A 26,133-nucleotide genomic window follows, 5' to 3' on the forward strand; every position below is an offset into this window, starting at 1 on the left:
CATTTAACTATGTCATTGCTTACTCCAAACCCAGGCCTTATTTTCTGGATGCTGGTAGTATTTTTGCTGGTAGTGTTCATCCTGTCCAAATTTGCCTGGAAGCCTATCCTCAAAGGTTTGAAAGACCGCGAAAATGAAATTCAGGGCGCACTCGACCTGGCAGAAAAAACCCGTGCTGAAATGGCACAATTGAAGTCGGACAACGAAAAACTGATCGCAGAAGCCAATGCTATCCGTGACCAGATCCTTCGTGACGCGAAAGATGCTGCTGACAGGACCATCGCAGAGTCTAAAGATAAGGCGGCTATTGAAGGTCAAAAAATCATCGAAAGCGCACGCGAAACGATCCGCAACGAACAAGCGGTAGCTGTGAGCAAAATCAAGAAAGAAGTTGCTACACTTTCATTGGAAATCGCTGAAAAAGTATTGCACCGTGAATTGGAAGACAAAGGAGCTCAGGAGAAACTGATCGCTGACCTTGCTTCATCTGCGCGTCTTAACTAATCAGCATTTAAAATCTAATTTCCGATGTCAGTAAGTATTGTAGCATCCAGATATGCAAAATCGCTGATCGAGCTGGCGAAAGAAAAGAACGTGCTCGACACGGTTTATCAGGATATGCTGCTGTTCAAAGAAACAGCAGACCAGAACCGCGGCCTGATGCTTGCATTGAAAAGCCCGGTAGTACGTCACGAAAAGAAATCGGGCATCTTGAAAGGCCTTTTCAAAGAACGTGTAAGCCCGGTATCATTTGCAATATTCGATATTATCACCAAGAAAAACCGGGAATCTATTCTCGACGAAATCGCGGTGGAATTCATCAAAGCCTATAATAGCTATAAGGGAATCGAAAAAGCGACGGTGGTAACTCCTACCCCGCTGACCGACGAGCTTCGTAAGCAATTCACCGATATTGTTGCCAAAGCAACCGGAAAAACGGTTCAGCTTGCCGAGAAAGTAGACAATGCTCTGATCGGCGGATATGTGTTGACAGTGGGTGACCGCCAGATCGACGCTTCATTGCGCAGCCGTTTGAACGAACTCAAATTACAGTTAGTAAACTGAAATTTTTATCTGCATAATTTGGAAGACCCGGCTGCTATGCGGCCGGGTCTTTTTTTTGCTAGACTTTCATCTTCACGACGTTCTTGAAGCTGGTTTCGATAGCCTGCACCGGCGGCACCTTCGCTACATCCTGCTCCACGAAGAAATGGGTCATGCCTGCGAGTTTGCGGTTTGCAAATATTTTAGCGAAATCGATCGAACCGGTTCCTACCTCGGCAAATGAGCCATCTTTCTTATCAATATCCTTCACGTGCCACAGCGGGAAACGGCCCGGATATCTCTTGAACAATGCCACCGGATCAATGCCCGCTTTGACAGCCCAGTACAAATCCAGTTCGAGCTTCACGAGTTTCGGGTCAGTTTTGCCTGCAATGTAATCGTAAGGCAGCTCGCTACCGATTTTCTTGAATTCGAAATCGTGGTTGTGGTAACCGAATTGAAGGCCCGCCTTCTTCGCTACTTCACCGGATTTGTTGAACAGGTCCACGTAGCTCTTGTACTGATCGATCGTCTTGCGCTCCGATTCGGTCAGGTAAGCACAGTTTACATATTTCTGGCCCAGTTCTGCCGCGTCTTCGACTGCTTTCTGCCAGCTATTGCTCAATGTACCTTTGGCGGTCTTGTTCTCCACCCCGGCGCCATAATGGCCGCTTACAGGATTCAGGCCCAGGTCGCCCAGGATCTTCTTGAATTCCTTAGGCGTTTTGCCGAAGAATTTGCCATCAGAATAGCCGTAAAGCTCCACTTCCTTATAACCGATAGCGGCTACTTTTTTCAATGTGCCCAGCAGGTCTTTCGATATTTCGTTACGAAGCGTGTACAGTTGCAATCCTATTGGCGAAGGGGCTTTTACATCCAGGCTCAGCTTCGAGAGCATAGGCGTGGCCAGCATAAATGCACTGGCTTTGAGGAACGATTTCCGGGAAATCTTTTCGTTGTAATCCATTGGTTAAGATTCGAAAAATTAAAAAATAAAACTACGGGGTAATATCAACGGCGCCAGACGCCGAAAGCTTGCGCTTCGTATCGTCGTCCAGTTTCCATTCCTGCGTGAAATAATTATCGATCAGCAGGTTGGCAGCTGAATCTTTGAAAAAAATAATGTCTTTGAATTCAGGAAGCTTGCGGTGTATAACCGAGACAAACGGAAATCCCTCGTCCTTCACCCCAGTCCACCACTGCAAACCCGAGCTGATAGCCACATAATGCCCGTCCATTGGCAGAACATAAAAGAGTCCATGGGTTGTGTCCCCCTTCTTCAGATGCACGGGAAGCATATCGGCGTGCTTTGCGATCAGCGCATTGGTTTCTTTTGTGCCAAACAATATAAGGTTGGAGCTTTCAATATCGCTCGGGCGCACTTCCTTATCGGCCAGCACGCGCGGGAAGAACATGATCCGCCCGAGAAACTCACCCCGGTACTGTGACCAGCTTGCAGCCTGCGTAGCAATATCTACACGCTTTTTCAGCTCCTCAGGCGAAGGGTTATCCGCCGTCCCGTACACATACACATGACGTGAAGCGAATGCGGCATAAATCGGCCCCTCAGCGCCTTTTTTCTTGCCTGTGTAAATAGACATGATCGCGGCGCCTTCCACGTTCCATTTACCCGCCGCCGACTCTCGAAATAGCGTCACCATGCTATCCGTCTTTGCATTCACATTCGAGCCGTCAATTTTCAATGTTAATGCAGCACCCGGCTTGAATTTCGGATGATCTTTCAGGTTCAGGGTAAACTTTTCCAGGTTTTGTGTTTTGATATCCAATGCGTTCTCCTTCGTAAACTTCGCATCGATTTCAGCCAGTTTTCCAGCCGCGATTCTGTTGAACGTTACCCAAAATGCCTTATCATACTTGTATTGCTTACTCACAAACCGAACGCGGTCTGGATGCGGGTTGCGTTTAAAATCGTCGAACCACTGGAAAATGTATTCGCTGTCGTATGCATTCACCCAGCTGTCGTGTTTCACATCGACAAACTCCTTGTAACTCACTTCTGCGCCCAGGTCCTGCAAAGTCGCTACCCATTTCTGGGTACCTGCCACCGGTACTACGGGGTCGGCATCGCCGTGGAAGAAATGGATCGGAAAGTTGGTCGCATTAGGCGCGAGGTCGAACGTACCTGCGGGTGGCGCGGGACACACGGGCGCGATCGCCGCCCATATGTCTGGACGCGTGAGGCCGATCCACAACGTTCCGCCCCCGCCCATTGACAAGCCGGTGAGGTAAGTACGGTCTTCGTCTATTTTGAATCGCCTTTTGACATCAGCCAGCACATCGTACACATCCTGTTCTGGAATGCCCTGGTAACCGGCTGTTCCTCGTGCGTACGGCGAGGCCACAATGTATTCGACATTATCCCATTTCGGAAAGTAGCGGGTAGCTTCTACGTCGGTTTCACCTTCCGCATTACTTTTACCAAATACGCGGCGCAATGCAAGCCGATGATTAGAACCAGCACCGTGCAACATGATCACGAGCGGATACTTTTTGTTTTCGTCGAAGTTTTCGGGGAGATAGAGGCCGTAGGGCTGCTCGGTATCGTCGGCGTCGGAGAAAAATGTGAGGACCTGAGGGCCGGATGGCAATTTTTGTGCAAGAACGTCGGCATGAATGGCTGCAAGACTGAGCGTTAGGCTCAGTACAGCGTTTTTCCAGTTAGATCCCATTAGTTATACGAATTTTCGATGGCTAAATATAAATAAAAAGGCAGGTCTTTCGACCTGCCTTTTTAGCTACTTGTGCTTTCGGAGCATTACAAATCTAGTTTGCGAGCTCTTCTTCCTTCTTGCGAACACTAATAACGAGTTGTTCACTCTTTTCTTCATGATCGGCCACCAATACATCGCCTTCGCGCAGGTCGCCTTTCAATATTTCTTCTGCTACGGGATCTTCCAGGTATTTCTGGATCGCCCGGTTCAAAGGACGTGCTCCGTATTGCGGATCGTAGCCTTTATCGGACAGGAAGTCTTTCGCAGCGATTGTCAATTCTATTTCGTAACCCAGACCTTTCACGCGGCTGAACAGTTTGCCCAGTGAAATGTCGATGATGCGGTGCAAATCTTCGCGTTGCAGCGAGTTGAACACGATGACATCGTCGAGACGATTCAGGAACTCCGGAGAGAATGCTTTACGCAATGCGCTCTGGATGGTACCTTTCATAATGTCGTCCTGGTTCTCAGCCCTTGCTTTGGTAGAGAAACCGATTCCTGTTCCGAAATCTTTCAAATCACGCGCTCCGATGTTCGAAGTCATGATGATGATCGTGTTACGGAAATCGACTCTTCTGCCTAAACCGTCGGTCAAAATACCGTCGTCGAGGACTTGCAGCAGGATGTTGAACACATCCGGGTGTGCTTTTTCGATCTCGTCGAGCAATACAACACTGTACGGTTTGCGACGGATCTTCTCAGTCAGCTGGCCGCCTTCTTCGTAGCCCACATATCCCGGAGGCGCTCCTACCAGACGCGATACGCTGAATTTCTCCATGTATTCGCTCATATCGATGCGCACCAGCGAATCGTCTTTATCAAACAGGTAAGTCGACAGCACTTTTGCAAGCTCAGTTTTACCTACACCGGTTGGTCCAAGGAAAATAAATGAACCAATTGGTTTCTTAGGATCTTTCAAGCCCACGCGTGTACGCTGGATTGCTTTCACGAGTTTCTCGATCGGCGGGTCCTGACCGATTACCTTGCTTTTCAATTCGTCGGCCATGTTCAGCAATTTCTTGCCTTCGTCCATCGATACATTCGTCACGGGAATACCGGTCATCATCGCAACCACCTCGGCTACATTGTGCTCGGTTACCGTATACCGTTTCTGTTTTGTCTCCTCTTCCCAAGCCAGTTTAGCTCTTTCCAGTTGATCGATCAGTTTTTTCTCTCGATCTCTCAACTGTGCAGCTTCTTCGTATTTCTGGCTTTTTACCACCCGGTTTTTCTCCTGCTTGATATTCTCGATCTGTTCTTCCAGCATCAGAATATCCTCAGGAACCGTAATGTTGCTGATATGTACGCGAGCACCTACTTCATCGAGCACGTCGATGGCCTTGTCCGGCAGGAACCGGTCGGTAATATATCTTTCCGACAGTTTCACCGCCGTGCTGATCGCCTCAGGCGTGTAGTTTACGTGGTGGTGATCTTCGTATTTGTCCTTGATGTTGGTCAGGATCTGGATCGTTTCTTCGATCGAGGTCGCATCCACCATCACCATCTGGAAACGACGGGCCAATGCGCCGTCTTTCTCGATGTACTGGCGGTACTCGTCCAGCGTGGTGGCTCCGATACATTGGATTTCCCCGCGTGACAATGCCGGCTTGAACATGTTCGAAGCGTCCAGCGAGCCTGATGCACCGCCTGCGCCCACAATCGTGTGAAGCTCATCGATAAACAGGATCACATCCGGTGATTTTTCCAGCTCGTTCATGACCGCCTTCATTCTTTCTTCAAACTGGCCGCGGTATTTAGTACCGGCTACTAGCGAAGCAAGGTCGAGCGTCACAACACGCTTGCCGAAAAGCACACGGGATACCTTTTTCTGAACGATCCGCAATGCAAGGCCTTCCGCGATGGCTGTTTTACCAACGCCCGGCTCACCGATCAGGATCGGGTTATTCTTTTTACGGCGGCTGAGGATCTGGGCTACGCGCTCGATCTCTTTCTCACGTCCAACGATCGGGTCGAGCTTGCCTACTTCCGCCATTTTAGTTAAATCCCTTCCAAAGTTATCCAGGACAGGTGTACGGGATTTTTCAGCACCTTTGGATTCTTTACCGGAAGAAGAGCCACTTCCACCTCCAAACATTCCGCCTCTGGCTTCATCATCCCCGTCTTCGGTCTCCGGCCCCATATGAGGTCTGGATCCGGATGATTGATATTCTAACATTTCCTTGATGACTTCGTAGTTAACATTGAACTTATGCAATATCTGGGTCCCTACATTGTCTTCGTCACGCAATATCGAAAGAAGCAAATGCTCGGTGCCGATGAGCGTGCTTTTGAAAATTTTAGCTTCCAGATATGTAATCTTCAATACCTTCTCCGACTGCCTCGTCAGAGGGATATTTTGTAAATTTTTAACGTTGTTTGTGGCTGCACCTTTCGTTGCCTGCTCGATCGTCTGGCGAACGTCGTCCAGCGATACGCCGAGTTTTTTAAGCAACCCTATGGCTACACCATCACCCTCACGGATCATTCCTAATAACAAGTGTTCTGCACCAATGTAATCGTGACCCAGGCGGAGGGCTTCTTCCCGGCTCATTGAGATTACCTCTTTCACTCTATTCGAAAATTTTGCTTCCATTGTGTAGCAATAAAAAGTGTTTATGTATTCTAAACGCTACTTGATCCCCGTTTGTTCAAAATAGCTTTTATTGAGACTTACAGGATCTTAACAAAACACTTTTTGCTTCCGGCCCCATATTAAACAGTAAATCAACAATACTTAAATTCCCCACAAAATCATTCCCGAAGGTCTGGTAGTACGGCGTTGGGTTGTAATATTTATGCAAATCCGGCTGTTTTCGGTTGTTAATTAGGGATATAGCGTTTAAAGCGCCTTTTTCACTAATTTTCTCTCCTGACAAATTGTACTGAATGTCCTTTTTAATACCAGTCAATCTAAGACAAATTGTCAACAATTCATAGTTCAGATCGACCAGATATGCCAGCTTCTTTTCGTAAACACGCTTGAACTCGTGGGCGTAATACTCGTAAAAAGGGGATTTTCCGTACGCTGACTGCAGGCAACCCAGATGGCGCCTCGTCCAATCCTGGTTATAGTCGATCAAAATATCTTTCGTGGAGCTCGCTGCCTCATATCCTTTCACGGGGATCGTCAGCGTATCTATTTTATTGGTAGTGAGTACATTGCAGCGATTTCTGTAAGTCTGCTTCACATACATCTCCTCAACGTCAATGTAGACCCGGTCGTACTGTAATATACAAGTAAAATACTCTAAACAAGGCAGATACTGCAATTCAATCCGTACTTCCGTGGACTGATCCTCTTTAACTAAAAAATCCGACACTATCAAATATGGTAAAGGCTTATGATATTATCAAAAAATTTATAATAATTATTTTGCACAGTCAACAATGTTCAACAGCAACTTAAATCATTACAATTTTTGATCTCACAGAAAGATACTTACGTCGCCCAAGCCCTCCCGAATGATCTCAAAATCATCGCCGTCGGCCTTCACAATCGTGGATGCCACATTGCCTCCATATCCTCCGTCCACCACCATATCCACCAGGTGCTGAAACTTCTCAAAAATCAGTTCCGGATCGGTCGAATACTCGATGATCTCGTCGTCGTCGCGGATGGATGTCGTCACAATCGGGTTCCCCAACTCTTTTACGATCAAACGGGGAATAAGGTTGTCTGGCACCCTGATTCCGACCGTTTTTTTATTGGTATTCAAAAGCTTGGGTACGTTGCTCGTCGCTTCCAGGATGAACGTATACGGCCCGGGAAGCACCCTTTTCATAGTTTTGAAAGCGGTATTGCCCACTTTCGCGAAATCCGAAATGTGGCTTAGGTCGTAGCAGATAAATGAAAAGTCGTTTTTCTGGGGCTTGATGCCCTTGATACGCGCTATTTTCTCGACTGCACGTGTGTTGTAGATATCACAGCCAAGACCGTACACTGTATCGGTCGGGTAAATCACCAAACCTCCATCTCGAAGGCAGTCCACTACCTGACGGATTCGACGCTCGTCAGGGTTTTGGGGATAAATTTTGACAAACTCAGCAGGCATAAGGGAAATTTTACTTTTTGACCTAACAAAATCAAAATGCAAATCCTTCCTGCGGCGTCATTTTTTTTAAGTTTTCGATGTAGAACCTATAAGCGAAATTCACCGGAAAATGCAGCCTGCACATGAGTACGATCAACTCTGTCTGCAAACCCGGATTCTCGATATAGTTCAATAACCGGCGAAACCGCACAGCCAGTTCGAACTCCTGTGCATACAGACATTTTCGGATAAATGTACGTATGCGCGCAGCCAAAAGATCGAATTCTTTCTGATCGCGGTTGAGATCATAGGCCTTGTTGCATACAGCATAATAGGACTGCAACATTCCACTTCCCTTTTTGTAAACACCTGTTGAAAGCGATGTTTTCAATACCCGTTTTTTGGTCAGGATTTCGTCCAGATAGAAGTACTTGAAACGGACCGACGACCGCACCCAGAAATCAAAATCCTCGAATGCCAGCGTCTCATCATAACCGCCCAGCTGTTGTAATGCGGCCGTGCGCATCATCATCGTAGGCGTGCAGATGAAATACCGTTCCAGAATATTCTTATAAACATCCCCCGACGGCACCTTACAGGCGGCCTTTCCCCGGTTATCTGTTTCATAGTGATAATGCAACTGCTGACCGCTCTTTCCGATATACCGCGCATTCGTAAATACCACTGCATAATCGTCTGCAAGTGCTTCAAAAGCTTCTACCTGCTTTTCAATCCGGTCGGCGATCATCACGTCGTCGCCCGAAAGGTCGATTACGTATTTGCCTTGCGCGATGGTTAAGCCCTGGTTGAATGCCCTGCAGAGGCCCAGATTATGGCGATTGCGGATTACCTGAAAAGCGGGTGCCTTTCCTTTGAAACTTTCGATTACCCCCAGCGTATTGTCCTTACTGGCATTGTCGATGACAATTAGCTGGATGTATGGATAAGTCTGGTAAAAAACGGAAGTCAAAGCTTCCTCAATGTACTTCTCCTGATTGTATGCCGTCAGGATAACTGTAACGAGTGGTTTTTCCAAGTTTGTCATGTCGTGCGCTCCACGCGGTCCCTTCATTTACGGTGTGTATTCGGAGGGGATAAGGGCACCGCACCACAAAATTACCAACAACAAACCGGAGATGCCGATAATGTTATTATCCGGCAAATCACCGCTTTACAGTGCGCTTGGAAGTAAGCCGCCCGCGCGCCCGGTTAATACTCGCATTGATTTCAAAACCCAGAATAATCACAAATGCAAGCAGATAAATCCAGATCATGAGCGCGATCATCGTACCGATCGAACCGTAGAGTTTGTTGTAGGAGCTAAAACGCGAAAGGTAAAAGGAAAAACCATAGGTAGCCGCCAGGATCAGAATGGAAGCGATAACCGATCCTGCATTCACGAACGTGAACTGGCGCCCGTGCGAGGGCGCAAACCGGTAGATGATCGAGATCGTCAGCATCAGCGAGCCGAAACTGATCACATAGCGCAGGATATTCAGCAAGGCAATGAGCCAGTTATCGCGGATAATGTGCCAGTCGCCTATGATATTCATCACGGCATCTCCGACGATCAACAAAACGACCGAAAGAAAAAGTACCGCGATCAGCAGCAGCGTAAGCATCATGGCAATGCCCCGAATGGCCAGAAAACCACGCGTTTCTGTATCATCATACACCATATCGAACGCCCGCATGAGCGACATCATGCCGTTGGTGGAGGCAATCATCGCGAAAATAAAACCGAGCGAGAGCACACCGGAACGCGGCCGGCTCACAATGTCCAGGATCGTCTGGTCCGCAGCCTCGAACGTCCCCCGCGGCATATTGTCACGGAGCAATGCGAAGATCATCTGATCGAGGTTCTCGATCGGGATGTAAGGAATAAGCGTAAAGAGGAAGATTATACCCGGAAACGCGGCCAAGGTGAGGCTATACGCCACTGCCGATGCCCGCTGGTCGATCTCGTGTTTCTTGTTGCTATTGACCAGGTTCAGGAGTATATCGTACAACGACACCGTCCCCCGGAAGAGCATCGTTTGCTGCAACCAGATAATAATGCGCTTGATGTGGCGGTTTATCAGCAGTTTTTCAAGCATAACCGGCCGCGTGTTATCCCTTGTGTTCAAAATAGGGTTTCAGCTTTTCCAGCAGTTTATCGGGTGCCGGGCATAATTTACCGGTATCCATCCGCTGAAAAACCAATGTGGTATCCCCGGTATTGAGCAAAACACGTTCCTGATTACGAATTTCGTACGCAAACCGGATCCTTACACCAGGCAACTCTTCAATTTTGACCAGAATGTTCAACTCGTCGTCATACCGGGCTGGTTTCAGGTATTTGTAATGACATTCATAAACCGGCATCATCACGCCGGAATCTTCCATGGCCTTGTAATGGAAATCCAGGCTACGCAATGCTTCTACCCTGCCGATCTCATAATACCGCGCATAATTTCCGTAATACACATATCCCATCTGGTCGGTATCGGCGTACCGCACCCTGATGCCCTTAACTTCGTGAACAAACATTCTTACTTCATGATTTTCAACCGGTTCAACTCAGCCTGATAGAGGCGTGCATTGTTGAGGTGGTCGGCGTAATTGGCAGCAAAAGCGTGGTACCCTGAAAGGTCGGCTTTGGCACACATATAAGTATAATCGTGTTTTTCGTAATTCAACACAGCATCCAGCGAATTGAAATCCGCGACACGGATCGGGCCCGGAGGCAAGCCAGTGTTAATGTAGGTATTATAAGGCGATTTGATCATCAACTGCTGATTGAGAATGCGCTTGATCGCGAAATCCTGCAATGCAAATTTGATGGTCGGGTCGGCTTGCAATGGCATATTGGCGTGCAAGCGATTGATATACAAACCAGCCACACGCGGGCGTTCATCCACCTTGCGTGCCTGTTCTTCCTCTACAATCGAAGCCAGAATCGAAACCTGAACGGGCGTCAAACCAATTTCTTTGGCTTTTGCGATCTTTTCGTCGGTCCAGAACTTCTTGTACTCGCTGTGCATGCGGTCGAGGAACTTTTCCGTACCGGTAGTCCAGTAGATTTCATAGGTATTAGGCAGGAACATCGAGACGATCGTCAGGGTATCCAGGCCATATTTGTTGCAAACCGCCGGGTCGTTCAGTGCCTTGCGGAAATTATCCTCTCCAAATTCAAAACGAGCACCGATGCGTTTGATCAGATCCTCTTTCAGGCGGATATTGTTGAATGTCAGCTTCACCGCATCCTGATTACCCGACGAAAGCTTTTTAATGACCTCATAGTTGTTGCTTTCCGGTTTGATCACATACCGGCCCGGCTTCACTTTTTCCGTGTATTTCAAAAATTTGGCCAGAAACTGGAACGAAATATGGTCGTTGATCACCTCATACCGGTTCAATGAGTCCAGCACCGTTTTATAGGTTGCGTTCTCAGGCACGAGCAACACGAAGCTCGATTTCTTATCGACCTGCAAATTCGGCGTCCGGAAGATCTGCCAGAAATAGAAAGAGAAGGTGGTAATGAGGATCGCGATCGTGATGAACAATCCTATTCTAAAATTGCGCGACATATGTTTTAGCTGTCAGCCGTCGGCGGTCGGCCGTCAGCTTTTTTGTTTTTCTTTTTTTACAAGTTGATTTCAAATGGTATGCCGAAACGCTTCGCCAGCTCATCGAGTGACAAAACTACCGGTTCGAGCAGTTTGATACCATTCACGCTGCGTTCAGCTTCCATTTCACGTTCGGGATCGCCGGGAATAAGCACCTTTTCACCTTCCACAGCCCGCGCATGACGGAATGCCCCGATCCATTTGTCCATATCTGCCTTAAACTCATCGGCCGGGCGGAAGCCATCCACACGCATGGCGCCCACAAAATGCCCGGTACCAAGGCCCACGCTCTGCTGCACGCCCATGAAGCCGGCAGTAGCGAACGGCGGCACCCACGGCCCAAAGTTAGCACCTGAAAGCACTCCGGAAAAAATATCCACTATAGCCCCGAGTCCATATCCTTTATGACTACCATGTTCACGGTCGGAACCCAACGGCAGCAATCCACCGCCGCTTTTCACTGCATTGGAATCCGTCGTAGGGTTGCCATCGGCGTCCTGTGCCCATCCCAGCGGTGCAGGAAGGCCTTTTCTTTGCAATATTTCAAATTTCCCATAGGCCACTGCCGTCGAAGCAAAGTCTGCCACAAAGGCAGGTTCCGTCAATGCGGGTACTGCAACCGCAATCGGGTTTGTGCCTAGTAATTTATCCAGCGAAAAAGTTGGGGTGACAAGCGGCGCAGCGTTGGTCATCGTCCAGCCGATCATATCTTTTTCCAACGCCAGCATGGCATGATAACCGGCGATTCCGAAATGGTTCGAATTCCGGACCGATACCCAGCCGGAACCCACTTTCTCCGCCTTTTCCATCGCTATTTCCATAGCCTTCGGCGCCACTACCAGCCCTAAGCCACGGTCGCCGTCGACGACAGCGGTACTGGGCGTTTCATAAGCGATGGTCACATTCGGCTTCGGGTTCAGACGCCCGTGATCGTAAAGTCTTACATAACCTGCCAGACGCGCAATCCCGTGGGAATCCACGCCGCGCAAATCCGCGCTGACCAACACTTCGGAAGCCAGTCGGGCCTCCTCCTGAGAGCACCCTATTGCCAGAAAAACCTGCTCAGTAAAATGTTTTAAATAACTGGCCTGATACATATACGTCAAATAATGAACTTCTTGCTAATTTTGCCGGTACCGCCAACCAGCGCGCCCGGCGTGCAAATATGGAAATTAAAAACTCATTCCTCAAACGCATCATCAGCTACTTCATCCGGGGGCTTGTGCTGGTGGCGCCGTTATATGCGACAGCCCTGATTATCTGGTCGGGCGTCGAATACCTCGACAATATCCTTCCCATCGAAATCCCGATCTCGAACCAGCAGATGGTGTATTTGCCCGGCCTGGGCGTGCTGATTATCATTTTCGGCATTATCCTGCTCGGTTTCCTCTTCTCGACGATCGTCCCCCAGTCGTTTTTCAAATTCACCGAAAGCATTATGCGCCGTATTCCGCTGGTGAGTTTGATATACTACTCCATCAAGGACCTGATTCTGGCATTTGTCGGCGATAAAAAGAAGTTCAACCAGCCGGTGCTGGTGACGATGTACAAGGACACGGATATTAAAAAGATCGGTTTCATTACGCAAACCGACCTCAGCCACCTCAAAATCGCCGACCATGTGGCAGTGTACATGCCACTCTCCTATTCGCTTTCGGGCGAACTTTTCATCGTTCCTTCCGAGCATGTAACACCTGTCGACGCCAAGGCGACGGATGTGATGAAGATGCTTGTGTCCGGAGGGGTATCTGTAAAGGTTTCAAAGGAAGAAACGGCTGAGGACGACTAGTTTAACCCGTTTTTAATGAGCAACAATGCAACAGTTGTGCCCGTTTAAGAGAATGATTCCCTATATTTGAACCATTCTTTTAGTACTATGAGACAACTCCTTCCCATTGTCGTTTTGCTGTTCCTGGGGAATATCAAAGCATGGTCGCAAGACCATTATGACCCTAAAAAAACCCTTTCCAGCGAAGAACTCTTTCTGAAACAGGGCAGCAGCAGCCGGGTAATCGCCACGCCGGGACAAAAATATCTGGTACTCGACGCTTCACCCGTTATCGGCGGTTTCCACCGGTACCGCTTCTTTCCGGGGGACAATATCAAATTCCGGATGAAGAATGAAACGATACGCTTCAACGAAACAATAGCTTCCGTAGACGACTCGGCATTTACCATCGGGGTAGTCAATGAAGCTGTTGGCCGGATGGATTACCAGCGCATATTGCTCGAAGACATTCGCCTGATGAAGGTTTCCAGAAGGATCCCCTTCGTTTCACAGGCAGCTCCATTGCTTCCACTGGCCGGTTTGATCTTCATCGGGGCCGATTTCTTCAACAAGGGCATGGATAACAAACGTTACACGACCGACACCTCCACGCTCGTCATAGGCGGTTCGCTGATGGCTGCGGGGTATATTTGTTATAAATTCACATTCGCTTCCCTGAAAATTAATTCGAGGAATAAGCTGAAAGTGCTTGAAACTTATTAATTGCTGAAATAACACCTGAATATTCAAAAGTGAAATCCATTCTCGTTCATCCCCCCCAACAACCCATACGTGCTGAAATACAGCTTGCCGCATCCAAAAGTGAATGTAACCGCGCGCTGATCATCAATGCGCTCACCGGCTTCCAGTCCGAGCTAACTAATATTTCAGAAGCCCGCGATTCGCAGACCATGCTCCGCCTGCTCAATTCCAGCGATGCTGTCGCTGACGTGATCGACGCAGGAACGACCATGCGTTTTCTGACAGCCTATTTTTCAGTTACGGGCCAAAAGAAAACCATGACCGGCACGCCACGCATGTGTGAGCGCCCGATCGGGATACTCGTGGACGCGTTGCGCAAGCTCGGGGCGGATATCACCTATGAGAAAGTGGAAGGCTACCCGCCGCTTCAACTGAATGGTTTCACCTATTCGGGGAACAATGAACTGACGATGCGTGGCGACGTAAGCAGCCAGTACATTTCGGCTTTGCTGATGATCGCGCCACAGCTGCCGGCCGGTTTGAAAATCAAACTGGAAGGTGAAGTAGGCTCTCGTCCCTACATTGAAATGACTTTGAACCAGATGGCCCATTTTGGAATCGAATACATCGCCGACTGGGAGCACAATACATTAACTATCCCCGCATTCAAATACCAACCCAAGCCTTACGCGATCGAATCCGACTGGTCGGGTGCGAGCTACTGGTACAGCATTGTGGCATTGGCCGAAGATGCTGAAGTGGAATTGCTGGGATTGAAGAAAAACTCGTTGCAAGGCGACAGCGCCATTGTCGACATTATGCGTCACCTGGGCGTGGAAAGTGTTTTCACCGACCGCGGTGTGCTTTTGAGCAAAATACCAGCGAAAGCCTCGTTAGGCTGGGATTTCACCAACTGCCCTGATTTGGCCCAGACCGTAGCCGTTGTTTGCGCTGTCAAAAAGATCCGTTTGTCGCTGACGGGTGTCGAAAGCCTTAAAATCAAAGAAACCGACCGCATCTTCGCATTGCAGCAGGAACTTAAAAAGCTGGGCGCCGAATTGAATGAGGTTGAAAAAGACCATCTGTACGAAGTTACGACCCTCACCGACGTCCCTACCGATCCGGCACCGTCGATTCATACCTACGACGACCACCGTATGGCGATGGCGTTCGCGCCCGTAGGCATGGTCAGCGATGTCCTGATCGAAGAACCCGGCGTGGTCGTGAAATCCTACCCTGGTTACTGGAAAGACCTCGCGAAGGTTACTACCTGGGAAGAAATTTAGAATATTCACCATCTGGAATTGTTTATGGAAACTGTCTGGTCGTTCCTGGCATCGGTGCCTGTGTGGCTTTATATCATTCTGGCTATTGCCGTCATTATCGCCCTCAGGGATGTATTGCAAAAGAGGCACACCATTCAGCATAACTTTCCATTGGTGGGGCATTTCCGCTATATGATCGAAACGATCGGGCCGGAACTGCGCCAGTACATTGTCGCCAACAACCGGGAGGAGCTGCCCTTCAACCGCCGGCAGCGCTCCTGGATCTACGCTTCCTCCAAAAAGGAGAACAACTACCAGGGCTTCGGTACCGACCAGAATATGCAGGAGGCGGGTTATGTGCTCATCAAGCCCTCCATGCTACCATTCCGCGTGGATTCTACGCACAGCCACCACGTCAAAAATGGTAACGATCCCCATCATTACACCATTCCGAGTGCCAAAGTCATTGGCGAATACCACAAGCGCAAGCGCCCGTACCGCCCCCGCTCGGTCGTGAACGTGAGCGCCATGAGCTACGGATCACTTTCCGCACGCGCCATTGAGTCATTAAATAAAGGCTCGTTCAAATTCGGGAACTACCATAATACCGGCGAAGGCGGGCTTTCTCCGTATCACAAATATGGTGCGGATGTGGTTTTCAATATGGGTACCTCCTATTTCGGCGTACGCGACGATGACGGGAATTTTGTGATGGAAAAGCTGGTGAAACTGATGCGGGAGAATCCGACCGTACGCATGATCGAGCTGAAACTATCGCAAGGCGCCAAACCAGGTAAAGGAGGCGTACTGCCGGCCAGCAAAATCACCGCAGAAATCGCTGAAATCCGCGGCGTACCGATCGGCAAAGATGTCGTTTCGCCTCCCTACCACAGTGCATTCTCGAATGTCCGCGAAATGATCGATTTCATTGAAGCAATGGCCGCGGAAACCGGACTGCCGGTGGGTATCAAATCAGCTGTGGGCAAAACGGAAATGTGGGAAGAGCTGGCCGACCTGATGGTAGAAACCGGCAAAGGGCCCGACTTCATCACCATTGACGGCGGCGAAGGTGGCACAGGCGCAGCGCCTCCTTCATTTGCAGACCACGTGTCGCTGCCGCTCGTGTTCGCATTCAGCACTGTTTACAAAATTTTCCAGAAACATAACCTGAACGATAAGATCACCTTCATTGCCTCCGGTAAGCTAGGGCTGCCCGCGCAGGCTGTAATGGCATTCGCCATGGGGGCCGATATTATCAATGTGGCGCGCGAGGCCATGCTTTCCATCGGCTGCATTCAAGCGCAGAGCTGCCATACTAACCGCTGTCCTACCGGCATTGCTACCAATAACAAATGGCTGGAATCCGGCATTGATCCCGCATTGAAAAGCGAGCGTTTCAGCAACTACATGACCACGCTGGCGAAAGAAATCATCGAAATCACGCATGCCTCGGGCTATGAGCACCCCTGCCAGTTTGGAATGAAGGATATAGATATTTCGATGGGCGACAACAACCGCACCATTACCCTGGCCGATAATTATGGTTACCTTAAAACCGTAGTCCCCTATCCCGGCATCAAAGCATTGCTGGAATGCGACCACCTGGGAGGCCGCGACATACCGGGAGAAAAGGTAGTGTAACCGAAGGATAATCTCCACACTTTTGGCTTTGGAGAAGTATATGGAAAAAGAAGCAATGAGCGTTGCTTTCAAAAAACCGCGTCCATGAAAAAAACTTTACTGCTTACTGCATTTTCATTCGTTCTCGCTCAGGCAACCGCTTTTGCACAGAGTAACCCAAGGTACCTGGTGCTGTTTAAAGACAAAGCCAATAGCACCTATTCCGTCGATAAGCCGACTGAATTCCTATCCCAAAGATCCGTCGACCGACGTAAAAAGCAGAATATCGCTATTACTGAAAACGATCTTCCCGTCAACCAAGGTTATCTGTTTGCCATTAACCAAACTGGCGCGAAGGTAATTTACCCAAGCCGCTGGTTTAATGGCGCATTGGTGGAGGCCTCCGATGCGCAGCTCACGCAGATCAAGACGCTGCCATTTTACAAAGGCATTGAGCTGAACCTGCCGGTGGCTAATATCACTTCCAAATCGCCCGGCATTGCCCGCACCGCAGCCACGCACCAGAAGCTCGGCACAACCGCCGATATCGATTACGGTAAAATGAATAACCAGCTCGCCCTCATGGAAGTGGCTGATATGCATAAAAAAGGCTTTCAGGGGGAAAACATGCTCATAGCTATTCTCGACAATGGTTTTGCCAAAGGGGATGAAGTAGCCTATTTCAAACAGCTGCGCGATGAAAAACGCATTGTCGACACCCACGATTTCGTCGCGCGCGACAACAATATCTACAATGACGGCTTCCACGGCCTGAATGTGATGTCGACCATCGCCGCTTATCTGCCTGGTACATTGGTTGGTACGGCATTCAAAGCATCTTTCGCGTTGTATGTTACTGAAAACAACCTGGGAGAATCACCGTATGAAGAAATCACCTGGCTTATGGCTGCCGAACGCGCCGACAGCCTGGGAGTGGACGTGATCAACTCTTCGCTCGGCTATACCACATTCGAGGATGAATTCGACTCCCCTGCCTACAACCATACCTACAAGGATATGGACGGTAAAACGACCATCGTGAGCCGCGCTGCGCGCTACGCAACACGCAAGGGGATCCTGGTTGTAAATTCGGCGGGTAACGACGGGAACGACAGCTGGCACTACATAGGTGCACCGGCTGATGTGGATTCGGTACTGACGGTTGGGGCGACCAACTACGATCGTAGCTACGCCTCGTTGAGTTCGGTGGGGCCTAACTCCGCAGGCGTCCGGAAACCGGACGTCTCGGCGGTAGGCGCCGGAGCCATCATCGGCGACCTGAGCGGCGGCGCATCCAGCGGTTACGGCACCTCATTTTCAGCCCCGCAAATCGCTGGTGTGGCAACGATACTCTGGCAGGCATTTCCGAATTTGACCGCACAGCAAGTAATTTATGTATTGAAAAAGTCGGGGCACCTGGCTGCAACGCCCGACAACTTGCTCGGCTATGGCGTCCCCAATCTGATTAAAGCACAGGAAATCGCTCAAAACGAGTTTGCCCCGCTGGGTACCGAAGGCGAGTTCCTGGCTTCTGTTATTCTTTCGCCCAACCCGGCGCAGGATGAAGTGACGCTGAGCATTCCCCAAACGCTCATCGGAAAAACAGCCAACCTCAGCCTATACGCGGCAAACGGTGCAACGATGCACTCGGCAAACACACGACTGGCTGCCAAACATACCATTGCAACCAGCCGGTTGGCATCCGGGCTCTATCTGGTCCGACTCAAAGTGGATAACCAGGAAAGAACGTTGAAATTTATAAAGCGCTAGTCTTTCTGACCATCCGCATAATCGACTCGGAGTCGTTCGAATGCTGAACCTGGGAGATAGGCACCCATTGCACGTCTTTCGATTCGCTGTTCAATACGATTTCCTGCCCCTCGGTGGCTTTGAATGCAAAACGTACGTCGTAATGGTAATGCTCGGGAACTTCCTTGTTGGCGGGAATTAAATGTACGTCGACATCGAAAATCCCGTCTTTCAATGCTTGCAGGTCGGTGATACCGGTTTCCTCCATTACTTCTTTCATTGCCACTTCCCGTACATCCGGATCGCCATCGCAATGGCCGCCAGGCTGGAACCAACGATCGAGCTTGCGGTGGTGCATGAGGAGTACCTCGTTTTTATCCGGCGAAAGCACCCATCCGGAGGCCGTAATATGCCCTTTCAACAGGCTGCGTTCGAAACACTCGGGGTGCTGTTTCACAAAATCGACCGTATCATGATGCATTTCAGCCTCTAAGCCTTGCTCTGGTTCGTAGGAGGCGAGCAATGCGAGCAAACTGTCCCTATTCATTTAGACTATCTGGTTTTTTCGTTCTAATTTCACCACAAGTTTAACAACTGAAAGTAATAAACCACCTTATTCAAGCGATGAAAAAGTATCTATTATCCATGTCCCTCGCTGCCCTATTGGCGACCAGCACAATGGCACAGCGCGTGCCTGCACCCAGCCCCGCAGCCACAGTAATGCAGACCGTAGGTGTAACCGATTTCACTGTCAAATATTCCCGCCCCTTCATCAAAGGCCGCAAGGTATTCGCCGATGGCTCCGCACTCGCTCCGTATGACCAGATCTGGCGTACCGGCGCGAATATGGCCACCGTTTTCGAAGCCAGCACCGAATTCACATTCGGCGGAAAAAAAGTACCTGCCGGAAAATATGCATTGTTTTCGATCCCGAATGGCACTGCCTGGACGGTTATTTTGAATAAAAACTATGAGCAGGGCGGTACCGACGCGTATAAAGAATCGGAGGACGTTGCGCGTACAATGGTAGTCCCTACATCCAGCGAATATACAGAAGCATTCAAAATCGAAATCGAGCCGGTAACCGACAGCACTGCGTTCCTGAACCTCTCCTGGTCATCGGTAAATATCCCCGTTCCCCTTGCCGTGAGCACGGAGTCACTTACAATGACAGCTTTGAATAAAGCCGTGGCCGAGAAACCGGAGGACGTAGCCACATTGCAAAGCACAGCTGCTTATATGCTTTCAAAAGGCAAAGATTTACAGGTAGCATTGTCGTTGGCTGATAAGGCCATCGGTTTGAAAGAATCATTCGGCGCGTTGTGGACTAAAGCGCAGATTTTGAATAAACTGGGCAAAACCGCAGAAGCGATCCCCGTAGCGCAAAAAGCATTGACAGTAGGTGCAGCCGCTCCCGACGGTGCTTACAACTTCTACAAGCCGCAAGTTGAAAAAACCATCGCCGAAATGCAGGCCAAAGCCGCACCGGTGAAAGAGGCTGTTTCGACCGTTAAAAAGAAGAAGAAATAATATTGAGAGAATGATGTGATTAGATTGTCAGCCTGAGCGTAGTCGAAGGCCGTTGCGGTACCGCGCTTCGACTCCGCTCAGCGTGACATTCAAATTTTTTACCTGAAAAACCGGGGAACACTCCATCCATTACGCACTGCCAGAATGCGGAGCACGATGATGACAATAGCCGAAATAATGAATGTCGTATTCCGCTCGACACCTAGCTTGTCCAGGATCAGGTACACGCACGCGCCCGTAAAGCACGCGGTCGCGTAAACCTCTTTGCGGTAAATGATCGGGATTTCGTTCGTCATCACATCGCGAATCACGCCGCCCATGGTAGCGGTAAAAACGCCCATTATCACAGCAATCTCCGGTCGTACGCCCAAATGCAAGGCCTTTTCAGTCCCTACCAATGTAAATAGCGCTATTCCGAAGGTATCGAACAGGAACAGCGTTTTTCGCAGCCTGAGCAGGAATTTGTAAAAAACAAATGTGACAATTATACCCAGGATAATGGCGTGGATGATCGTGATATCACTGATCCACACCAGCGGGTAACTATCCAGCAGCACGTCGCGTAGCGTACCGCCCCCAATGGACGAAATAAAGGCTGTGAAGCTCGCACCAAACCAATCCTGATGCTTTTGATCCTTCACAGCCAATGCGCCGGAGATCGCGAATGCGAACGTCCCGACGATTTCTAATATGTATTGAATACTCATCCCGCGACGAATATTACACCGCTACCGGGGCCTTGATACCCGGCCATGGGTTGTAATTCCGGAGTTCGAAATCCTCAAAACGGAAATCCAGCACATTCTTCACTTCCGGGTTCAGTACCATTTGTGGCAATTCGCGCGGCTCGCGACTGAGCTGCGTTTCTACCTGCTCCAAATGGTTCAGGTAAATATGGGTATCACCACCGGTCCAGACGAAATCGCCCAGATCGAAGTCGCATTCGCGGGCGATCATCATCGTCAGCAATGCATAGCTGGCAATATTGAATGGCACGCCGAGGAAAACATCCGCGCTACGCTGGTAGAGCTGGCAGGAAAGTTTGCCTTTCGTTTCACCAGCCTCCGTATCGGGCGGCGCCACATAAAACTGGAACAATGCATGACAGGGATGCAGCTTCATTTGCGGCAACTCCGCCGGGTTCCACGCCGAAACGATGATACGGCGTGAGTCGGGCGAGGTTTTGAGTTGTTTCAAAACTTCCTGCAACTGGTCCACCGATTTTCCGTCCGGGCCTGCCCAGCTCCGCCATTGCTTGCCATAAACCGGTCCCAGGTCGCCATTCTCGTCGGCCCACTCGTCCCAGATCGACACGCCGTGTTCCTTGAGGTAACCGATGTTGGTATCCCCCTGCAAAAACCACAACAGCTCATGGATGATCGATTTGGTATGCACCTTCTTGGTCGTCACCAGCGGGAACCCTTTTTTGAGGTCGAAACGCATCTGGTAGCCGAACACGCTGATGGTGCCGGTGCCCGTCCGGTCGGTTTTCCTGACACCCTCTTTCAGTATGTGGCGCAGCAGGTCTTGATATTGTCGCATATTATTTAAGCTGAGGCGATTTCAACGTCGTAAGTAATGGTCGCCAGCGCTTCCAGTTGAGCGGTTGCGGAGCAGTATTTCTCCATCGAAAGGCCGATTGCACGCTGGATCTTAGCCTCGTCGAGGTTGACGCCCGCAAATTTGAATGTAAGGTGTATCTTCCGGAACGGCTTGCGCTGGGTATCCGGCTCCTGTTCGCGGTCGCCATCGGCAACGATGCGAAAATCGGTAATCTCCTGGCGCTGTTTTTTGAGGATCAGCACCACATCGATGGCGCTGCAACTTGCCAGGCCCATCAGCAACAGCTCCATCGGCCTCACGCCGAGGTTCTGGCCACCGATTTCAGGCGAGCCGTCGGTATGCACTTTTACTTCGGAGGAACCTGTGCCTTCGAAATGGAAGGCGTCATCTACGCGGACTAGTTCTACTTTCATAATGGTTGCCTCTTTCGGAGGCTGTCTTTAATTAAATGAATGGCGCGAAGCTCCCGCTTCGTGCCCGCTATGCGGAGGCCTCTGGCCGACCAGCTCATCCGCCGCACACAATCCCTAACGCCTTTGCTACCGGCCAAAGTTCAAATATACTCGATCGGTATGGAATCGGCCAGATTAACATTATATTCGTTTCCGGAAACCAGTTGGTAGAACATGGTTGGCATAAGTATTTTGGCAAAAAACAGCACATCAAAATAACAGAAACCATGTGGCAGGAAGAAGACAATAAACTCAAAAAAAGCTTTTCGTTCAAGGATTTCCGTACAGCTTTTGCTTTTATGAACAAAGTGGCCGATGTTGTGAACGAAATGGACCATCATCCGTACTGGACCAATATGTATAACAAGGTCAGTTTTGAATTGAATACCCACGATGCCGGCGACACCGTAACCGAAAAGGACCATAAGCTGGCCGCGGCGATCGACCGGATTTATAACGCATGAAACTTTACATAGTACCCACGCCGATCGGCAACCTCGAAGACATTACATTAAGGGCTATCAACGTGCTGAAAAGCGTTGATGCGGTCCTGGCGGAAGATACCCGTACATCGGGGAACCTCCTCAAACACCTGGGCATTTCCAAGCCTTTGCAAAGCTATCACATTCATAACGAGCACCAGACCGTCGCGCGCGTGGTGGAGCGCATCCGCAAGGGCGAGACGATGGCGCTCGTATCCGACGCCGGCACACCCGCCGTGTCCGACCCGGGCTTCCTGCTCGTGCGCGCCTGCATTCGCGAGGGCGTACCCGTAGAATGCCTGCCCGGGCCTACCGCATTCGTGCCCGCGTTGGTCAATTCCGGCCTGCCGAGCGACCGGTTTACGTTCGAGGGTTTTTTACCCCATAAAAAAGGAAGGCAAACACGCCTGCAAAACCTGGCCGGCGAAGAACGCACAATGGTTTTCTACGAATCGCCGCACCGTCTGGTGAAAGCGTTGCAGCAATTCGCCGAGCATTTCGGGCCCGACAGGCAGGTCTCCGTGTCGAGGGAATTAAGCAAAATGTTTGAAGAAAATGTACGCGGGACTATCACGGAAGCCATTGCGCATTTTGGCGACAAGCCTGTAAAAGGCGAAATTGTGATCGTGGTGGCTGGCAAGGCCGACGAAAAGAAAAAATCCAACGACGAAGATGAGGATTGAACATTTAAGATTAGCCCTATTAATCTGCCTTTTCTGGCTTACCATGCCGTTCGCTTCCTCGGCGCAGTTTGGAACCCTAAGCCCTTCCGCCAAAATCAGTCTGGTAACCGTGGCCCCGGGAACGGAGCTCTATTCCGGTTTCGGGCATAGCGTACTTTGGGTTTACGACCCCATGACAGGTGTCGACCGGGCATTCAATTACGGTACATTCAGTTTTCAGGAGGGTAATTTTTACATTAAATTCCTGAGAGGTACATTGCCTTACAGCCTCTCTGTATCACCACTCTCCTATCAGGTTGCGCACTATCAGGAAGAAAACCGCTCTATTTCCGAGCAGGTTTTGAATCTTTCGGTCCCCCAAAAGCAAAGACTTTACAATTTTCTCGAGAACAACTACCTACCGGAGAACCGCGAATATCAGTATAAATTCTTTTACGACAATTGTGCTACCCGCATGACCGTCGCATTGAAAGCGGCTATGGGCGACAGCCTGATTTACAATGGTTATACCAAAGAGAAACGGAGCTTCCGCCAGTGGATTGATCTGTATGCATTTAAGCAAAACCCCTGGGCCGATTTTGGCATGGACCTGGCCATAGGCGCACCGTCCGACGAAATTGCGACACCCGAACAAGCCACTTTCCTGCCCGATAACCTCGCCGCCGCATTTGCCGATGCGAAAGTAAAAACCGCTACCGGTACCGCGCCGCTTGTTTCATCTACCCGTCCCATATTTACTGCTACCCCATTTCCGCCGCCAAGCCCCCTAACGCCTACCGAGGTATTCTGGTCGCTGGCGATCCTGACACTGGCATTTACCTACTGGCAAATCAAGGCCAACAACATCAATTTTGTATTCGACAAGGTGTTGTTCGGTATTGCGGGTATTGCAGGCTGGATTTTGCTATTGCTATGGTTCGGTACCAACCACGGCGTGACGAGTTGGAATTATGATGTACTGTGGGCATTTCCGCTTTGGATGCCGCTCATTTTCTCGCTTTCAAGAAAACGAAAACCCAGCTGGTTTCAATTTCTGTTGATTTTTTATGCATTCCTCTTACTTTGCGCGACGGGTAATCTCGCAAAGCATAATCTGGTGTTAATTCCCATCCTGGCGATGCTGATCATCAGGGTTTACTATATTAACAATTCACTTTCAAAAATTCCCCAAAAGGAAATTGCGTATGGATCTGGAGTTGCTGACACAAAAAACCATTGAAATAGTAAGGCAGGCGTCCTCATTTATCCAGCAGGAAGCTGCCCTTTTTTCTCGTGACAAAATCGAGTACAAAGACCTCAACAATCTCGTTTCCTATGTGGACAAGGAAGCCGAAAAGCTCCTTGTAGCCGGCTTGCAGGAAATTTTGCCGGAAGCCAGCTTTATTACCGAGGAAGGCACCACCGGCCAGGAGCCCGATCCTGCCGCATTGAACTGGATCATCGACCCGCTGGACGGCACGACCAACTTCATCCACGGCATTCCTGTCTACTGCGTAAGCGTGGGCCTCGCGCGCGGAAAAGAGCTGCTGCTGGGCGTGATCCACGAACCCAGTCTGAATGAAATGTTTTACGGATGGCAAGGCGGCGGCGCATGGTGCAATGGAAAGAACATCAAAATATCGACAGTGCCGCAACTGGCCGACGCTCTGGTAGCCACAGGCTTCCCGTATTACCGCTTCGAGAAACAGAAACGCTACATGTATATCCTCGAACTGCTGATGCAAAAAACGCACGGCATCCGTCGTATGGGGGCAGCCGCAGTTGATCTCGCCTATGTGGCAGCAGGCCGCTTCGACGGTTTTTACGAATACAATCTGAATTCCTGGGATATGGCCGCTGGAACATTGCTCATCAAGGAAGCAGGCGGTATTGTAACGGATTTCAATGGCGGCGACAATTACCTTTTCGGAGGTGACATTATCGCTGCAGCACCCGGCGCGCACCCCGAGCTCGTTCAGGTCATAAGCGAAAACTTCTGAACGCCGGCAAGGCAGGAAGTTAGGAAGTAGTCAGGAGGTCAAGAATAGTCAGGAAGTAGTCAGAAGATCCAGAAATAGTCAGAAGGTCGATGACGGAATATTGGCATACAATACATGACCCATTCTGACCACACTTGACTATCCCCATTCACTCATTCACTCATTCAATCATTCAATCATTCAATCATTCAATCATTCAACATCCCCCGCACCATGGACCTAAACGAACTCCGCTTCCCCATCGGTAAATATCGATCGCAAGAAAGCTACACACCCGCTGAAGTCAAATCAAATATTCAGATTATCAGCGCATTGCCTTCAAAGTTTATCAACCTGCTCGGCAATTGGGATGACCATCGCCTCGATACCCCCTACCGGCCTGATGGCTGGACGGTGCGCCAGTTAATCCACCATGTGGCCGACAGCCATATTAATGCCTATACCCGTTGCAGGCTGGCATTGACAGAAGATAATCCGACGATCAAGCCTTACGAGGAACATTTATGGGCAGAATTGCCGGATGCCAAAACTGCACAGGTCGAATTATCGCTGCAACTGTTGCGTTACGTGCATTTACGCTGGGTGTTGCTTCTCAATTCCCTCGATGAAAACGATCTGGCGCGGACCTATTTCCATCCGGGCTCTCAAAAGTCGTTCCGCCTGGACGAGGTAATCGCCAACTACGCGTGGCATAGCGAGCATCATTATCAACACGCATTCAGGCTGGCCCAGCGGAACAATTGGCAGTAAAATACGGTTAAACAACCATGGAGCAGCAAATCATTATTTGGGCATTATTTCTGATCGCGGCGGGCTATATGGGCTGGCGGATCTGGAAAGCATTCGACCGGCGTAACAGCGGCGGATGCGCCAAAGGTTGTGGCTGCGCTGCGGATAAAGTGCATTCGGTTAAAATCAAATAACG

General features: G+C 49.7%; 28 protein-coding genes. 14 read left to right on the forward strand and 14 right to left on the reverse strand.

Annotation, left to right across the window (positions count from 1 at the left end; genetic code table 11):
- Positions 1–9: 9 nt before the first annotated feature.
- Together atpF and atpH are read left to right on the forward strand one after the other, a co-directional pair.
- Entirely contained in the window at positions 10–504 is a 495-nt protein-coding gene (gene atpF, locus J7619_RS13950; RefSeq protein WP_291199201.1) for a F0F1 ATP synthase subunit B, read from the forward strand.
- 24 nt (positions 505–528) lie between these two features.
- Positions 529–1,065, forward strand: a complete 537-nt coding sequence (gene atpH / locus J7619_RS13955) for an ATP synthase F1 subunit delta (protein WP_291199203.1) — start codon at positions 529–531, stop codon at positions 1,063–1,065.
- 58 nt (positions 1,066–1,123) lie between these two features.
- Here atpH and J7619_RS13960 read toward each other — a convergent pair whose 3' ends face one another.
- The 10 genes from J7619_RS13960 to J7619_RS14005 form a co-directional block, all read right to left on the reverse strand.
- A complete protein-coding gene (locus J7619_RS13960) occupies positions 1,124–2,011 on the reverse strand; it encodes a sugar phosphate isomerase/epimerase (RefSeq protein ID WP_291199205.1) in 888 nt (295 codons plus the stop codon).
- Positions 2,012–2,042: 31 nt separating this feature from the next.
- Entirely contained in the window at positions 2,043–3,734 is a 1,692-nt protein-coding gene (locus J7619_RS13965; protein ID WP_291199207.1) for an alpha/beta hydrolase-fold protein, read from the reverse strand.
- A 94-nt stretch (positions 3,735–3,828) separates the two neighbouring features.
- Positions 3,829–6,369: an ATP-dependent Clp protease ATP-binding subunit gene (locus J7619_RS13970; RefSeq protein ID WP_291199209.1), complete on the reverse strand. Its 2,541-nt coding sequence runs from the start codon at positions 6,367–6,369 to the stop codon at positions 3,829–3,831.
- Positions 6,370–6,436: 67 nt separating this feature from the next.
- Positions 6,437–7,096, reverse strand: a complete 660-nt coding sequence (locus tag J7619_RS13975; protein WP_291199211.1) for a WbqC family protein — start codon at positions 7,094–7,096, stop codon at positions 6,437–6,439.
- A gap of 105 nt (positions 7,097–7,201) precedes the next feature.
- A complete protein-coding gene (locus J7619_RS13980; protein ID WP_291199213.1) occupies positions 7,202–7,828 on the reverse strand; it encodes an L-threonylcarbamoyladenylate synthase in 627 nt (208 codons plus the stop codon).
- Positions 7,829–7,859: 31 nt separating this feature from the next.
- A complete protein-coding gene (locus tag J7619_RS13985; protein ID WP_291200359.1) occupies positions 7,860–8,852 on the reverse strand; it encodes a glycosyltransferase in 993 nt (330 codons plus the stop codon).
- Positions 8,853–8,970: 118 nt separating this feature from the next.
- Positions 8,971–9,903: a YihY/virulence factor BrkB family protein gene (locus J7619_RS13990; RefSeq protein ID WP_291199215.1), complete on the reverse strand. Its 933-nt coding sequence runs from the start codon at positions 9,901–9,903 to the stop codon at positions 8,971–8,973.
- 13 nt (positions 9,904–9,916) lie between these two features.
- The gene (locus J7619_RS13995) at positions 9,917–10,336 is read right to left on the reverse strand and encodes a thioesterase family protein (protein ID WP_291199217.1); all 420 of its coding nucleotides are present in this window, start codon (positions 10,334–10,336) and stop codon (positions 9,917–9,919) included.
- Between the two features lie 2 nt (positions 10,337–10,338).
- Entirely contained in the window at positions 10,339–11,376 is a 1,038-nt protein-coding gene (gene mltG / locus J7619_RS14000; RefSeq protein ID WP_291199219.1) for an endolytic transglycosylase MltG, read from the reverse strand.
- A 56-nt stretch (positions 11,377–11,432) separates the two neighbouring features.
- Positions 11,433–12,512 carry an Ldh family oxidoreductase gene (locus J7619_RS14005; protein WP_291199221.1) on the reverse strand — a complete coding sequence of 360 codons (1,080 nt, stop codon included), beginning with the start codon at positions 12,510–12,512 and terminating at the stop codon, positions 11,433–11,435.
- 68 nt (positions 12,513–12,580) lie between these two features.
- Between J7619_RS14005 and J7619_RS14010 the strand changes: the two genes are divergently transcribed.
- From J7619_RS14010 to J7619_RS14030, 5 genes are all read left to right on the forward strand, one after another.
- Positions 12,581–13,204: a DUF502 domain-containing protein gene (locus J7619_RS14010; protein WP_291199222.1), complete on the forward strand. Its 624-nt coding sequence runs from the start codon at positions 12,581–12,583 to the stop codon at positions 13,202–13,204.
- 87 nt (positions 13,205–13,291) lie between these two features.
- Positions 13,292–13,906, forward strand: a complete 615-nt coding sequence (locus tag J7619_RS14015; RefSeq protein WP_291199223.1) for a hypothetical protein — start codon at positions 13,292–13,294, stop codon at positions 13,904–13,906.
- Between the two features lie 29 nt (positions 13,907–13,935).
- Positions 13,936–15,171 carry a 3-phosphoshikimate 1-carboxyvinyltransferase gene (locus J7619_RS14020; protein ID WP_291199225.1) on the forward strand — a complete coding sequence of 412 codons (1,236 nt, stop codon included), beginning with the start codon at positions 13,936–13,938 and terminating at the stop codon, positions 15,169–15,171.
- Between the two features lie 24 nt (positions 15,172–15,195).
- A complete protein-coding gene (locus tag J7619_RS14025; protein ID WP_291199227.1) occupies positions 15,196–16,791 on the forward strand; it encodes an FMN-binding glutamate synthase family protein in 1,596 nt (531 codons plus the stop codon).
- Positions 16,792–16,875: 84 nt separating this feature from the next.
- Positions 16,876–18,540, forward strand: a complete 1,665-nt coding sequence (locus J7619_RS14030) for a S8 family peptidase (protein ID WP_291199229.1) — start codon at positions 16,876–16,878, stop codon at positions 18,538–18,540.
- Here the strand turns inward: J7619_RS14030 and J7619_RS14035 are convergent.
- Entirely contained in the window at positions 18,527–19,066 is a 540-nt protein-coding gene (locus J7619_RS14035) for an NUDIX hydrolase (RefSeq protein WP_291199231.1), read from the reverse strand. The genes J7619_RS14030 and J7619_RS14035 overlap by 14 nt on opposite strands.
- A gap of 77 nt (positions 19,067–19,143) precedes the next feature.
- Between J7619_RS14035 and J7619_RS14040 the strand changes: the two genes are divergently transcribed.
- A complete protein-coding gene (locus tag J7619_RS14040) occupies positions 19,144–20,049 on the forward strand; it encodes a DUF2911 domain-containing protein (protein ID WP_291199233.1) in 906 nt (301 codons plus the stop codon).
- 98 nt (positions 20,050–20,147) lie between these two features.
- On the opposite strand, the gene J7619_RS14045 is transcribed toward J7619_RS14040, so the two are convergent.
- From J7619_RS14045 to J7619_RS14055, 3 genes are read right to left on the reverse strand one after another with little or no spacing between them, the layout of a single operon-like run.
- Positions 20,148–20,756 (reverse strand): trimeric intracellular cation channel family protein, encoded by a 609-nt coding sequence (locus J7619_RS14045; RefSeq protein ID WP_291199235.1) that lies wholly within the window; start codon positions 20,754–20,756, stop codon positions 20,148–20,150.
- A gap of 13 nt (positions 20,757–20,769) precedes the next feature.
- The gene (locus tag J7619_RS14050; protein WP_291199237.1) at positions 20,770–21,591 is read right to left on the reverse strand and encodes a thymidylate synthase; all 822 of its coding nucleotides are present in this window, start codon (positions 21,589–21,591) and stop codon (positions 20,770–20,772) included.
- A 5-nt stretch (positions 21,592–21,596) separates the two neighbouring features.
- Positions 21,597–22,025 (reverse strand): OsmC family protein, encoded by a 429-nt coding sequence (locus J7619_RS14055; protein ID WP_291199239.1) that lies wholly within the window; start codon positions 22,023–22,025, stop codon positions 21,597–21,599.
- 266 nt (positions 22,026–22,291) lie between these two features.
- Here J7619_RS14055 and J7619_RS14060 point away from each other — a divergent pair, with 266 nt between their 5' ends.
- The 6 genes from J7619_RS14060 to J7619_RS14085 all read left to right on the forward strand — a co-directional run bounded on the left by J7619_RS14060 (position 22,292) and on the right by J7619_RS14085 (position 26,131).
- On the forward strand, positions 22,292–22,528 hold the full coding sequence (locus J7619_RS14060; protein WP_291199241.1) for a 4a-hydroxytetrahydrobiopterin dehydratase: 237 nt from the start codon (positions 22,292–22,294) through the stop codon (positions 22,526–22,528).
- Positions 22,525–23,229 carry a 16S rRNA (cytidine(1402)-2'-O)-methyltransferase gene (rsmI, locus tag J7619_RS14065; RefSeq protein WP_291199243.1) on the forward strand — a complete coding sequence of 235 codons (705 nt, stop codon included), beginning with the start codon at positions 22,525–22,527 and terminating at the stop codon, positions 23,227–23,229. Before J7619_RS14060 ends, rsmI begins: the two co-directional genes overlap by 4 nt.
- On the forward strand, positions 23,219–24,448 hold the full coding sequence (locus J7619_RS14070) for a DUF4105 domain-containing protein (protein WP_291199245.1): 1,230 nt from the start codon (positions 23,219–23,221) through the stop codon (positions 24,446–24,448). Before rsmI ends, J7619_RS14070 begins: the two co-directional genes overlap by 11 nt.
- Positions 24,414–25,208 (forward strand): inositol monophosphatase family protein, encoded by a 795-nt coding sequence (locus tag J7619_RS14075; protein WP_291199247.1) that lies wholly within the window; start codon positions 24,414–24,416, stop codon positions 25,206–25,208. The genes J7619_RS14070 and J7619_RS14075 overlap by 35 nt, the downstream gene beginning before the upstream one ends.
- A 213-nt stretch (positions 25,209–25,421) precedes the next feature.
- A complete protein-coding gene (locus tag J7619_RS14080; RefSeq protein ID WP_291199249.1) occupies positions 25,422–25,958 on the forward strand; it encodes a YfiT family bacillithiol transferase in 537 nt (178 codons plus the stop codon).
- Positions 25,959–25,975: 17 nt separating this feature from the next.
- On the forward strand, positions 25,976–26,131 hold the full coding sequence (locus J7619_RS14085; RefSeq protein WP_291199251.1) for a FeoB-associated Cys-rich membrane protein: 156 nt from the start codon (positions 25,976–25,978) through the stop codon (positions 26,129–26,131).
- The last annotated feature ends 2 nt before the right edge of the window (positions 26,132–26,133 follow it).

The organism is Dyadobacter sp., assembly GCF_017744695.1.
Taxonomy (GTDB): Bacteria; Bacteroidota; Bacteroidia; order Cytophagales; family Spirosomataceae; genus Dyadobacter.

Bases quoted from the DNA above. Each gene is read 5' to 3' on its own strand.
- atpF (WP_291199201.1), top strand. From the start codon at position 10: ATGTCATTGCTTACTCCAAACCCAGGCCTTATTTTCTGGATGCTGGTA.
- atpH (WP_291199203.1), top strand. From the start codon at position 529: ATGTCAGTAAGTATTGTAGCATCCAGATATGCAAAATCGCTGATCGAG.
- J7619_RS13960 (WP_291199205.1), bottom strand. From the start codon at position 2,011: ATGGATTACAACGAAAAGATTTCCCGGAAATCGTTCCTCAAAGCCAGT.
- J7619_RS13965 (WP_291199207.1), bottom strand. From the start codon at position 3,734: ATGGGATCTAACTGGAAAAACGCTGTACTGAGCCTAACGCTCAGTCTT.
- J7619_RS13970 (WP_291199209.1), bottom strand. From the start codon at position 6,369: ATGGAAGCAAAATTTTCGAATAGAGTGAAAGAGGTAATCTCAATGAGC.
- J7619_RS13980 (WP_291199213.1), bottom strand. From the start codon at position 7,828: ATGCCTGCTGAGTTTGTCAAAATTTATCCCCAAAACCCTGACGAGCGT.
- J7619_RS13985 (WP_291200359.1), bottom strand. From the start codon at position 8,852: ATGACAAACTTGGAAAAACCACTCGTTACAGTTATCCTGACGGCATAC.
- J7619_RS13990 (WP_291199215.1), bottom strand. From the start codon at position 9,903: ATGCTTGAAAAACTGCTGATAAACCGCCACATCAAGCGCATTATTATC.
- J7619_RS13995 (WP_291199217.1), bottom strand. From the start codon at position 10,336: ATGTTTGTTCACGAAGTTAAGGGCATCAGGGTGCGGTACGCCGATACC.
- mltG (WP_291199219.1), bottom strand. From the start codon at position 11,376: ATGTCGCGCAATTTTAGAATAGGATTGTTCATCACGATCGCGATCCTC.
- J7619_RS14005 (WP_291199221.1), bottom strand. From the start codon at position 12,512: ATGTATCAGGCCAGTTATTTAAAACATTTTACTGAGCAGGTTTTTCTG.
- J7619_RS14010 (WP_291199222.1), top strand. From the start codon at position 12,581: ATGGAAATTAAAAACTCATTCCTCAAACGCATCATCAGCTACTTCATC.
- J7619_RS14015 (WP_291199223.1), top strand. From the start codon at position 13,292: ATGAGACAACTCCTTCCCATTGTCGTTTTGCTGTTCCTGGGGAATATC.
- J7619_RS14025 (WP_291199227.1), top strand. From the start codon at position 15,196: ATGGAAACTGTCTGGTCGTTCCTGGCATCGGTGCCTGTGTGGCTTTAT.
- J7619_RS14030 (WP_291199229.1), top strand. From the start codon at position 16,876: ATGAAAAAAACTTTACTGCTTACTGCATTTTCATTCGTTCTCGCTCAG.
- J7619_RS14035 (WP_291199231.1), bottom strand. From the start codon at position 19,066: ATGAATAGGGACAGTTTGCTCGCATTGCTCGCCTCCTACGAACCAGAG.
- J7619_RS14040 (WP_291199233.1), top strand. From the start codon at position 19,144: ATGAAAAAGTATCTATTATCCATGTCCCTCGCTGCCCTATTGGCGACC.
- J7619_RS14045 (WP_291199235.1), bottom strand. From the start codon at position 20,756: ATGAGTATTCAATACATATTAGAAATCGTCGGGACGTTCGCATTCGCG.
- J7619_RS14050 (WP_291199237.1), bottom strand. From the start codon at position 21,591: ATGCGACAATATCAAGACCTGCTGCGCCACATACTGAAAGAGGGTGTC.
- J7619_RS14055 (WP_291199239.1), bottom strand. From the start codon at position 22,025: ATGAAAGTAGAACTAGTCCGCGTAGATGACGCCTTCCATTTCGAAGGC.
- J7619_RS14060 (WP_291199241.1), top strand. From the start codon at position 22,292: ATGTGGCAGGAAGAAGACAATAAACTCAAAAAAAGCTTTTCGTTCAAG.
- rsmI (WP_291199243.1), top strand. From the start codon at position 22,525: ATGAAACTTTACATAGTACCCACGCCGATCGGCAACCTCGAAGACATT.
- J7619_RS14070 (WP_291199245.1), top strand. From the start codon at position 23,219: ATGAGGATTGAACATTTAAGATTAGCCCTATTAATCTGCCTTTTCTGG.
- J7619_RS14075 (WP_291199247.1), top strand. From the start codon at position 24,414: ATGGATCTGGAGTTGCTGACACAAAAAACCATTGAAATAGTAAGGCAG.
- J7619_RS14080 (WP_291199249.1), top strand. From the start codon at position 25,422: ATGGACCTAAACGAACTCCGCTTCCCCATCGGTAAATATCGATCGCAA.
- J7619_RS14085 (WP_291199251.1), top strand. From the start codon at position 25,976: ATGGAGCAGCAAATCATTATTTGGGCATTATTTCTGATCGCGGCGGGC.